At 65.4% G+C, this 11,273-nt stretch carries 4 protein-coding genes and 1 pseudogene; 2 read left to right on the forward strand and 3 right to left on the reverse strand.

The features are described 5' to 3' along the window. Window positions 1-67: 67 nt before the first annotated feature. The gene (locus NTM_RS02455) at window positions 68-3,154 is read right to left on the reverse strand and encodes a DEAD/DEAH box helicase (RefSeq protein WP_163765348.1); all 3,087 of its coding nucleotides are present in this window, start codon (window positions 3,152-3,154) and stop codon (window positions 68-70) included. Window positions 3,155-3,495: 341 nt separating this feature from the next. Here NTM_RS02455 and NTM_RS02460 point away from each other — a divergent pair, with 341 nt between their 5' ends. Both NTM_RS02460 and NTM_RS02465 read left to right on the forward strand, forming a co-directional pair. After that, on the forward strand, window positions 3,496-8,706 hold the full coding sequence (locus tag NTM_RS02460; protein ID WP_163765349.1) for a RecQ family ATP-dependent DNA helicase: 5,211 nt from the start codon (window positions 3,496-3,498) through the stop codon (window positions 8,704-8,706). Next, on the forward strand, window positions 8,699-8,899 hold the full coding sequence (locus NTM_RS02465; protein ID WP_163765350.1) for a hypothetical protein: 201 nt from the start codon (window positions 8,699-8,701) through the stop codon (window positions 8,897-8,899). The genes NTM_RS02460 and NTM_RS02465 overlap by 8 nt, the downstream gene beginning before the upstream one ends. Window positions 8,900-8,958: 59 nt before the next feature. On the opposite strand, the gene istB is transcribed toward NTM_RS02465, so the two are convergent. Both istB and NTM_RS02475 read right to left on the reverse strand, forming a co-directional pair. Further along, a complete protein-coding gene (gene istB / locus NTM_RS02470; protein WP_163765351.1) occupies window positions 8,959-9,816 on the reverse strand; it encodes an IS21-like element helper ATPase IstB in 858 nt (285 codons plus the stop codon). Continuing rightward, a pseudogene (locus NTM_RS02475) lies at window positions 9,813-11,168 on the reverse strand (IS21/IS408/IS1162 family transposase). The gene istB and the pseudogene NTM_RS02475 overlap by 4 nt, the downstream one beginning before the upstream one ends. Window positions 11,169-11,273 lie beyond the last annotated feature (105 nt).

The raw sequence follows: 11,273 nt of genomic DNA on the forward strand, positions 1-11,273 counted from the left end.
ATTCAGTAGCACAGCCACATCAACCAGCACCCTCGATGTCCTGCCCCCTCCCCTGATCTCTCTTCCGCTACGCCACCGCCGCCCGTGCCCCCAGATACACCTCCGCCGGCATCGAATGCCGTAACCGCCACGTAATCGCCATCGGCCGGTCCCCCTCATGCGAGACGTAGTCCGCCGGCCCGAGGAAGATGTACGGCGCCGCACCGAGCGCGTTGGTCTTTGCCTCTCGCACAAACAGCAGGATGTGCGAGCCACGCCCACGATGGTGGATGTACCGCTGACCGGTCGGCGATGCCGCCGACGTGGTCGACTGCGACTCCCAGTGGAACAGGTCCGGGCTCAGCGCGAAGTCGCGGTACATCGTCGTGGGCGAGTAGTCGGTGTCGGTTTTCTTCAGCGTGATGAGGAATGCGTCGGCATTGACCGCCGGACACCAGGCCACCCCCTCCCGCATGGTGGAAGGCGTCCGCTTCTGCGACACCCAACCGAGCCCGGCAAGGATCTCTTCGCGTGAGTAGGTAGCGTGCAGCGCCAGCGGCACATCGGCCAATTCCGGGATCAGCTCGCCCAGCGCGTAGGTGCTGCGGTGCGCAGCGTCGAAGGCAATATCGACAACCTGACCCATCTCCGCCGCGACCTCTTCCCCGCGGAGGATGTCGAGTCCCGCTGAAACACTGTCGAATTCCCCACCGTTGGGGTACAGCGAGTAGAACAGCATGTCTGCCAGCCGCTGCGCGGTCACGGCACCACCGGCCAGCAAAGCGCGATACGCCTGCGCCCGCCGGTGGTCATCTACATGCGCGAGGGCCTTGACTCGCTTCACCAGTTCGGACTCCCGCGGATCGGGCCGAGGCCCCAGCTTTCCGGCATCGCGGCACAGCGTGGTCCATGACCGATCGGTGCGCAGAATGTCCTCCAGAGCGCGCCCGGACTCCTGCAGATACGAGCCTAGCCCGTTGTCAGGATGCGCCCGAATCTCCGAAACCAAAGTCGCCTTCTTCGGGGCGACCTGCTGTCGGACGTTCTCCAACACGATCCGTTGGGCGACGTCGTCCAGCACAATCTGGCTACCGGACGGCAGGAACGGAAAACCCTGCTCGATCTCTTTTTCAAGCCGTTTACGCCCGAGCCCGGTTAATGCACGGAACCGCTGGTCGAACCGGAACTCTTTGCGCTGATGCCCCACGAAGTCCAGCGCCGTCAGCACCGACTTGCCCGGCGCTAGCCGCAATCCACGACCAAGCTGTTGCAGGAAGACGGTCGCGCTCTCGGTGGGCCGAAGAAACAGCACGGTGTCCACCAACGGGATATCTAGACCCTCGTTGAACAGGTCGACAGTGAAGAGCACGTTGATGTCGCGGTTGCTTAACGCCGCCAGCGCTTCTCGACGCTCCGCGCTGTCGTCGAGACCCACAACCGCGCGCGCCGGGATGCCCGCGGCGACAAACTTGTCCGCCATATACCGGGCGTGCTCGACGCTGACACAGAATCCGAGGGCGCGCATGGCGCCGACATCAGCGATCTTGTCTCGGAGCTGATCCAGCACAATCCGTGTGCGCGCATCGCTAGCGGTATAGACCTCGCTCAGTCCGGCGAGGTCATACCCACCGCGGCGCCACTGCAGCCGTTCCAGATCAGTGCCGTCGTACACCCCGAAGTAGTGGAACGGACAAAGAAGGTTCTGTTCCAAGGCATCCCACAGCCTCAACTCCGCGGCGACGCGACCGTCAAAGAACGCGCGGACGTCGATCCCGTCGCCACGTTCGGGTGTGGCGGTCAGCCCCAAAAGTTCCACGGGCTCAATATGGTCGAGCAACCTTCGGTAAGACGCCGCCTGGGCATGGTGGAACTCGTCGATGACCACGACATCAAAGTGATCGGTACTGATGGTGGAAAGGCGGTCGGCCGTAAGTGATTGGATGCTGGCGAAGACGTGGCGCCATTTCGTGGGCTGCTCCCCGCCGACGAGCAGTTCACCAAAGGTGGGGTCGGTGAGGACTTCCTGATACATCCGCCGGGACTGCGTCAGGATTTCTTTGCGGTGTGCCACGAACAGCAACGTGAGGTCCCGCCTGTGCACTTCACGGGCCAGCTGGCGGTAATCCAAGGCGGCGATCACCGTCTTGCCGGTGCCGGTTGCCGCGACAATCAGGTTGCGGTGGCGGTCATGCAGCGTTCGCTCGGCGTCGAGCTGTTCCAGCAGTTCTGCCTGGTATGGCTTCGGGGTGACTTCCAAGCCCGACAGCGTGATCGCCAACGGGTCCCGTTCCTTCTTCCCCGAGGCGATCTCCAGTGCGTTGCGCAGCCTCGCGCCATCCTCGTCCGGCCGGTAAGTCTCGAATTCTCGGTTTTCCCAGTAGGAGTCAAAGGTGGTGCGGAACTTCTCCAACAGGTGCGGTGTCGCGACGGCTGACAGTCGCACGTTCCACTCCAAGCCGTCCACCAGCGCAGCATGCGACAGGTTGGAAGAGCCGACGTAGGCGGTGTGAAAGCCGGTATTGCGCCGCAACAGCCACGCCTTGGCGTGCAGACGTGTCATGTTGGTGTCGTAGGTGATGCGCACTTCGGCGCCGAACTCATTCACCAGGGCATCGAGCGCCCGGGCATCGGTGGCACCGAGATAGGTCGTGGTGATGACACGCAGGGGCACCCCGCGTTCGTGCAGGTCGGTGAGCTCCCGTTCAAGCAGCCGCAGGCCATGCCATTTCACGAATGCACACAGCAGGTCCACGTGGTCGGCACTCGCCAGTTCCGCACGCAGCTCCGCGGCGAGGGTCGGCTCGTTGCGGGCGTTGGTCATCAGTGCGGCATCCGACAGCGGCGTGGCCGGCCGGGGTGGCCGCACCGAGCCCAGCGCATCAACAGTCACGGCGTCCAGGCGGCGAATCTTCGTCGGCTCGTCCTGATACGGCACATCCCGGAGCGCATCGGGGTCACCAAGCGCCGCCAGGATCTTCCGGGTGAGGTGGGCACGCTCTTCGGCTCCCCGTGCGGCGCGCAGCTGCCGCTCGATCAGCGGGCTCAGGTGGCGGGCAAGGACGAGCGCCTGCTCAGCGTCGTCGACTGTGCTGAGCTCGGTGTGCAACCCTGATGTGTCGACAAGCGCTGACTGCAGCCGCGAGGTGAGCACTGATTCGTACAGTCCAGTCTCCACGCGGGGAGGCTAACGCGGTCCGGCGACAACTCCGCGCACGCCACTCTGAGTGTTTCGGAGCCGTATCGGCCCGCAACCCAGCAGACGAACGCTTACTCGCATGTTTGCTGAATGGCACCCCGGGGCCGCCTACCGGGGACTAAGCTTTCCGACCTGCCCTGATCAACAGAGGCGGAGGATTCCGAGGTCAGCTTGTCGTACATGCTAAGTATCGTCTGCCCATTCGCGCTATATTGACGCGAACGGGGCTTTTCAGGGGGGCGTAGCTCGGTGATCGGTGCAGCGAGGACAGCGTGGTCTGGTGACCTGTGCCATCGGCCCCGCGCGTCGTCGGTGCGTTGATGAGCGCACCCAACCGCGCCCTACCGCCGGCCGCCGAGACAGCACATCGCCTCCTCGCTGAGCACGGACCGCTGTCAGCGCCCGACCTCAGGGAAAAACTCCGCCAGGAGGGATTCGCTCAGCCGCTGGAGCGGCTCCAGCAGTGGCCCGATCGGTTCCCTCACCGCTTCGCCGTCACGGACGACGGGTTGCTCTGTGTCGCGGTCGCGTACACGAACGCGGTCGAAACCCGCGATACCCCCGACCTCGAGCACTGGTACTCCCCACAGACCGCACGGGTTCCGCTGGACCGGGTGGCGGTGTTGGATATCGAGACCACCGGTCTCAACCGAGCCGCGGACTTCGTCACCGAGATCGCTCTGGTTCGACTGGACGGCACCACCCTGATGGATATCAAGGTGGCGGTGCCGGACAGCGGGGCCAGCCCCGACACCGTGGCGCTGTCGCAGGCCCTCGACACCCTGTCCACCCGGTTGCCAAACGTCGACCTGCTGATCGGGCACAACCTGCTCGCCTTCGATCTACCGTTCCTCGTACAAGCCGCGAAACGTCAGGGGCTCGCTGTCCCTCAGTTCCCGCCGAGTGCCGACAGTCTTCACCTCTCGCTTCTGGTCGATGTGGCGATGCCCAACCGCCAACTCGCCGACCTCACGCTGCGCTACGGCGTCACCAACGACGAAGCGCATCGGGCCGACGCGGACGCGACGGCAACCGCGGCTGTCATCCGCGCGCTGCTGTCCGACATCGACATGTCAGAACCCAGCTGGCCGCTCACGATCGCCATCCTCGAATCCCACCGCAACCCGCTCGCGTTACTGCTGCCATCGCTGTCGGGCCCGCCCGACTTGTCCGCTCTGCACAGGGAACCCGACCCCCTCCTCCAGCCGAAAGGCCCCACCGCCTCCGATGCGTGGTCGGGTACCCGCGACACCTTCCCCGTGCTCCGCGAGCGCCGCAATCTCCGCGAACGGCCCGCGCAGCAGGAAATGGCGTACGCGGTGGCCGAGGTGTTCGACCGCGGGGGCAACCTGGCGGTCGAGGCCCCCACCGGCACCGGTAAGTCACTGGCCTACATGCTGCCGGCCCTCGCCCGCGCCTCACGCCCCCGCCAACCCGTAATCATTGCGACTGCAACAAAAGCGCTGCAAGGTCAGTTACGAGCCGAGGCCGCCCGCCTGCAGCAGGAGGGACTCCTCGGCGCGCCGTTCCGGCAACTGCAAGGCGTCGCCAACTACGTATGCGCACGGGAACTCGAAGACGCCGTGTCCGATCGTGAGACCGCCGGCCTCGCCCTGGCTGTCGCCTTCCGCGCCATAGCCCAATCCCCCACGGGCACCTGGGATGACGTCACCGACGACGTCCTCAAACGCGCCGACGCGCGGTACGCCCGTACCCGCGCGCGCCTGCGCACCAACGCGGCGGGCTGCGACCGTGCCAGCTGCACCTGGGCCAAGATCTGCCCGGTGGTGCAGCAAAGTGAGGGCCTCGCCACCACCCCCGGCGTGGTGTCGGTGAACCACGCCCTCATGGCGGCCTGGGTCACCGCCAAACAGGCGCCCGGCGACATCCTCGCCGATCGCCGAGCCGACGTCGTGTTCGACGAGGCGCATGCCCTCGAAGATTCGCTGACCTCCGCATGGACCGGTCGCGTTGACGCCATCGAGCTCGAGATCGTCGTCAACTCCCTTAACCCGCGGGCCCGGATGATGCGCGATATCCGGGACCGGGCGGGCGGCAATCCCGAGGTGAAGCAGGCCAGTAACGATATCGCCAACAGCTGCAGCGTGATTCGCGCGGCCGGAACCGAGTTCACTCAAGCCGTATCCACATATCTCCATGAGTACGGCGGCCGAGCGCACGCGGCCGTACTGCAGTACGGAATCGTCAACGCCCGACCAGAATTTCGGGTACTGCGTCAATCGGCGTCCGCACTGCGCTACGCCCTGATCCAACTGTCGAAAGTGGTCTCCACGCTCGATAGGTCGCTCAGCGACGTCAAGGGAGTCGGATCCGCGCGACGCCGCCTCAACGGGCACGTCGAGCGGATCGAAAATGCCATCACGATCCTCGAAACACTAGGACCGCTCCCGGACAGCCACCTCTGGGTGTACCGGCTCGCCGCCGAGGAGGACGATCCGGACGCCTGGGCGTTTGAGCGCCTGCCAATCCACGTGTTCCCCGAGTTCCAGCAGTATGTGGTCGACAGGATGCACTCCACGGTGTTGTGCTCGGCAACGCTCACCGTGGAAAAGCGCTTCGACTACCTGAGCTCACGACTCGGAATCACAATCGACGGCGCACCTGCGGATGGCACCTTCCGTGGACTTCAGCTGCGGTCCCCGTTCGACTATGCAAAACAGTCGAAGGTGGTGCTCACCAACCACTTACCGATCCCGATCCCGGTCAATGAACGCGAGTTCTGCGAAGAGATGGCCGCCGATCAGGCCGGGTTCCTGTCCCTGTCCGGAGGGAAGACGCTGACGCTGTTCGCCGCGCGGACCCGTATGGAGATCGTTGCCGACGGGGTCCGCGCCAAAGCGGCCGAACTCGCCGAACGCGGCGTCGAACTGCTCGTCCAGGGTGAACACGGCCGGTCACAGATATCGCATCGGTTCAACGCGGAACCCGGGACCGTGCTCTACGGCCTCAAGTCGTACTGGGAGGGTTTCGACGCCCCCGGCGAAACACTGTCCTATCTGTTCATCGAGAAGCCACCGTATCCGCACCCCGACGATCCGTTGGTCTCTGCACGCCAACGCGCCATCGCCGAACGCGGAGGTGATCCGTTCCTCGAATACGTCCTGCCGATGACCGCCATGCAGTTCACCCAGGGCTTCGGCCGGCTCATTCGCTCCGAGAGCGATATCGGCGCCGCGCTGATCTGCGACCGCCGGCTGCACTCACCGACTCAGGCGCAGCGGGTATTGCTGGGGTCCCTGCCCGGTCCGGCAATCCACGAGGCCGTCGACCGTGACGACGCATGGACGACGGCTATCGAATTCGCCACCGGCACAGCACCCGATCTCACCGCGGCCATCTCCTTTGGCCGAGACGACGTCAGCCAGCTGCTGGAAAATCTGCGCCTCATCGAGGGCGAGGATCCGACTGCGAAACTCATCGAAGCCGCCGAGAAACTGTTCGGCATTGCCAACCTGCACCCCAAACAGCTCGAAGTGATGCGCGCGATCATCGAGGGCCGTGACGTGATGGCCGTGCTCCCCACCGGGTTCGGAAAGTCACTGTGCTTTCAGCTGCCCGCGCTGCTCGCTCCCCAGGCACGGGCCACCGTTGTCGTCTCACCACTTATCGCGCTCATCAAAGATCAGGTCAACGATCTGCGCGGCCGCCGCGGCATCCGTCCGGTCCAGGGCATCACCGGCAACACATCCCGAGTGATACAGACAGAAATCCTTCGCGACACCGCCAATGGCCAGGTCCGGCTGCTGTACGTCTCTCCAGAGCGACTGGCCCGAGACCCGGTGCTGCGCGGCGCATTGGGGCGTCAACAGCTCAACCGCGTCGTAGTCGACGAGGCACACTGCGTGTCGGTGTGGGGGCACGACTTCCGTCCCGAATTCCGCCAGGTACCCGCATCGGTGGCGACCTTCGACACCCGACCGCCCCGCGCAGGATTCACCGCGACGGCCACACCCGAAGTGGAGACCGACATCATCGGGGCGATGGACATGCTCGACCCGACCCTCGTGCGGGAGCCCAGCGACCGCCCCAACCTGCGTTTCCGCGTCCACCGATGCGCCGACGAACGCGATCGGGTCCGCGAGCTCCTCCGCTTCGTGACCTGGTCCGAAGACAAGGCCGGCATCGTGTACGTGACCAAGCGTGCACTCGCCGAGGAGATCGCTGCCATGCTGCGTCGTGCAGGTCATGCCGCCCGGGCCTACCACGCCGGCATGGTCCCCGAACAGCGCGATGCGGTCCAAGAAGACTTCGACTCCGATACCACCCGGATCATCGTGGCCACCAAGGCTTTCGGCATGGGCATCAACAAACCCAATATCGCGTGGGTGGTCCACTACGACCTCCCGGACTCCCTGGACGGATACGCCCAGGAAGCCGGCCGTGCCGCACGTGCGCCGGACGTCACCGGTGACTGTGTTCTTTTCTATACCCGTGGCGATATCGCCCGTCGTCGCCGGCTGATCAGCGGGCATGAATCGAAGGCCGACGCACAGATCACCCAGCAGCTACTGACGTTGCTGTGGACGTGCCCTGAGCGCGGTGACAGCCGAGTCTTCGACGTCGACGAATTGGCCGACAAACTCGGCATCGACGACGACGAGGTCAATGTGCACCTGGCCCAACTCGAACGAGTTGGAGCGCTGAAACTTGGCCTGGACTGCTCAGCCCGCGGCACCGTCGACGTCGGCTTCCGCGAGCCCACCGACGAGGTCGAACGACGCCTGTTCCGGGAGTTGTTCTACAAGGCGAACCGCGCCCGCCCCAACGTCCGCGTCCAGATCGACTTCCACCAGCTCCGCGATGAACGTGGCTACGACCCAGATCAGCTGGAACAGAAGCTGATCGACTGGTCCCTGGACCGGTTCGTCACCTTCTCCAGCTCTCGCCGGCTACGCCGGGTCCGTCTGCTGTCCCGCGCCGCACCGCGACATACGCTGGAACGCGAGTCCACCCGATGGAAGCATTGGCAGCAACGCCGCCTGCAGGCGATGATCGAGTACGCCGAACAAGCCGCGTCGTGCCGTCGGAGGGCCATCGGGCAGCATTTCGGTGACAGCGTCGCCGACTGTGCCAGCCGGGACATCGTCGCGTGCGACCGGTGCAACGACGAGCCCCCACCGTGGGCAGCGCTGCCCGACCACATGGTCCCCGACCCGGAACTGCTCGTGAACGCCGAGCTGACCGTCTTGCAGGCTGTGGGGTGGGCATCGGCCTTCAAGAAGGGTGCTTACGGCGAGGCCAGCCTGCGTGCCGCAGTACTGGGTCAGGAATCGCTAGGCGAGGGCAAACCGCTCGGCGCGGGTGTCCTGAGTTGCCCGCAGTTCGGAGCTCTGCGCCACGTGCGCAACGGCGAGAAACGTTGGAATACAGCAGTGGAGAAGCTCCTCACCGATGGATTGATCGACCGGCGCACCGCGGAACGGGAGTCCACCCGCACGTCCTACCAGAGCCTCGCCCTCACGCCACGCGGCGCGCAAACACTCGGAATTACGGTGACACAGGATGCTTGAGAAGCGGATCACCCACCAGCTCCTCGAAACGGGCGAGCTCTCACTCACCGAACGCGAACGTGAGGCACTCACTCTGCCCGCGCACAGCACCACACTCGCCCTCGAACTGGACAGTGAGACCTTTCACGCCCAATGGAGCGGCAAGAGCCGACAGCTGACCGGGGACATGCTGACCGAACGGATGCAGGACTGATCGCGCTCATCGGAAGTCCTCAGGTGTGCTCGCCGAAATTCCTCACCTGTGAGCAGCGATCAGTGTAGTTGTTGGCGGTTGCCGGTGGTGGTTCGGCGCAGGGTTTCGGCGGCGGCTTGGTGGTCACGCAGGCGGTAGGACTCGCCGTCGAGGTTGATGACTATCGAGCGGTGCAGTAAGCGGTCGAGCATGGCGGCTGCGACGGTGGTGTCTCCGAGGATTTCGCCCCAGGCGCCCACTCCACGGTTGGTGGTGATGACGATGCTGGTTTTCAGATAGCGTTGGGAGACAACCTGAAACAGTGCCGAGGCCGCCTCTGCCGGTAATGGTAGATAGCCGAGTTCGTCGATTACGAGCAGCGTCGGCCCGGCGTAGAAACGCATAGTGGTAGCCCAGCGGCCTTCGATCGCGGCGCGATGGCAGCGGGCCGCGAGATCCGCGGCGGTGGTGAAGTAGGTGCGGTAGCCGGCATAGGCGGCGGCCCTGGCCAATCCCACGGATAAGTGGGTTTTGCCGGTGCCTGGTGGGCCGATGAGCAGGATGTTGGTCGCCGATTCGAGGTAGCGGCAGGTGCCCAGCTCGTCGATGAGGTTGCGGTCGATCCCGGCGGCGGCATCGACGTTGAAGTCGTCGAGGGTGGCCGGGGTGGGCAGGCAGGCGAACCGCAGTCTCCCGGCGAGCCGGCGGGCGGTGGAGGCTTCCACTTCGACGGCCAGCAGCCTTTCCAGGGCGGCGGTGAGCGAGAGCCCTTCGGCGCTGGCCTGGTCCAAGACCGCGGGGAGGGCTTCGGCGGCGGCAGCCAGTTTGAGTTCGGCCAGGTGCGAGCGCAGCTGCTGGTAGCGGCTCGCCGCTGCTGAGGGCGATTCCTCGGCGATGGTCGTGGTGGTGGTCTTCGGGGTGCGGCCGGTAGGGGTCACTGAATGGTCCTTTTCTGGGCGGCCCGCTCGTAGGCGGACAGATCGATCACGGTGGAATCGGTGGACGGAGTGCGGGATTGGTCAATACCTTTAGCGGTGTCGTGCTGCTGAAGCAGTTGCGCGGCAGCGGCTTTAGCTGCCGGCCCGGGTGGGATGCGTTCCTTGCGGCGGTGCGGGCGCCCGGTCATGGAGGTGGCCATCGCGGCGCTGTCCAACGCGATGACATGGCCGCTGTCACGCACCATCACCCGAGCCCGTCAGCGGCCATCCGATGCCGGGCGATCACGATCCCGCTGGCGGTGGCGATATCGCAGAACTCGCCGCCGACTGGATGTGACACCACCACCTGGGCGGCGGCCAGTTCCGGGGGCACCGAGTAGCGGTTGCCGCGGTAGGACACCAACGCTTGGCGCGACGCGGTGCGGGTCTCGGAAACGATCATCGGATACGGCACCGCCGGCACCGGAGCCAGCGGTTCGGTCTTGGCCACCGCGGCGACCGAGGACCGGCCGTCGGCGGTGGCCCGTAGCCGGGTATCGCCACGCACTTGGGCGAAGCGGTCCAGGCTGGCTTGGGCCGCCTCGACGGTCATGTCGTCGGCCAGAGTGCGCCACCAGCGTTGCGCGGCAGTGTGGTTGGCCTTTTCCACCACACCTTTGCGGTTGCCGCCGCGGCGGGCAGATCGCCACCGAAACCCCGTAGTGCTTGGCCACCCCGGCGAACGAGGCGGTCACCCGGCCGCTGCCGGGGTCGCAGACTGTGGCCATCCGGTCAAACCGCCACACCCGTGTGCACCCACCCAAGCCGCGGGTCACGCGGTCAAGGCCGGAGACCAGATGCGGTTGGTCCTGCGAGGGCGACAACGACCCTCGCCATTTGGCCGAATGAGCCAGCGAGCCCACCAGCAGGTGCGCGGTCTTGCCCCACCCCCAGAACTCGGGCGGATCGGGCAAATCCAGCCAATCCCATTGGGTTTCATCACCGGGCTCGTGCGGGATCACCGCGTTCGGACGCTGGGTGACCGAGCGGCACGCCTCACACACCGGGCGCAGATTGCGGGCTCGGATGTTGCGGGTCAGGCTTTGATACGACAGCGCGAACCCGAGATCCTCGAGCTCGTCGTAGAGGGTGCGGGCCCATAGATGCGGGTCCTCGACCAGGCGGGCGGTGACGTAGTCGACGAACGGCTCGAACGGGTCCGGGCCGCGGCGAGCCCGACCCCGGCTCCCGTCACCGTCGAGGTACTTGCGGACCGTTTTGCGATCGAAGCCGGTGTGGCGGGCGATCGCCGAGATCGACCAACCACGTTTGCGTAGGGCATGTACTTCCAAGTCGTCCTCCCATGTGAGCATGAGAAAGCGGGCCTCCTTCGATGGAGCAACTGGCGTCAGACACCAGCAGCTTCGAGGGAGGCCCGCCCTTCTCGGCGGAGCCACACGGGTGGGGAATTTCGATGA

The sequence above is a fragment of the Mycolicibacterium parafortuitum genome, from assembly GCF_010725485.1.
In the GTDB taxonomy this organism is placed as follows: Bacteria; Actinomycetota; Actinomycetes; order Mycobacteriales; family Mycobacteriaceae; genus Mycobacterium.